Source organism: Streptococcus suis (assembly GCF_002960445.1).
GTDB lineage: Bacteria > Bacillota > Bacilli > Lactobacillales > Streptococcaceae > Streptococcus > Streptococcus hyiners.
Genome location: NZ_POJD01000073.1, coordinates 1 through 347, shown reverse-complemented (window position 1 = coordinate 347; position 347 = coordinate 1). Strand labels below are relative to the sequence as shown.

Annotated in this window: 1 protein-coding gene; it reads left to right on the top strand. The window is 44.7% G+C overall.

All coding sequences use genetic code 11. From position 1 onward, the window contains the following. The coding region (locus C1G53_RS01340; RefSeq protein WP_153046630.1) for an aldehyde dehydrogenase family protein at positions 1 to 347 on the top strand (347 nt) is incomplete at both ends.

The window sequence follows — 347 nt, the reverse complement described above, 5'->3', positions numbered from 1 at the left end:
GTGTTGTCTATGAAGCAGCTGTGGCAGCTGGTGCCCCTGAAAACTGTATCCAGTGGATTACAAAACCATCTATGGAAGCAACATCTGAGTTGATGAAACATGATGGTATTGCAACAATCCTTGCAACTGGTGGTAACGCAATGGTGCGTGCAGCTTACTCTTGTGGTAAACCTGCCCTTGGTGTAGGTGCAGGTAACGTTCCAGCCTATGTTGAAAAATCAGCAAACATCCGTCAGGCAGCACATGACATCGTTATGTCTAAGTCATTTGACAACGGTATGGTCTGTGCGTCAGAACAAGCAGTTATCATTGATAAAGAAGTTTACGATGAGTTTGTAGCAGAGTTC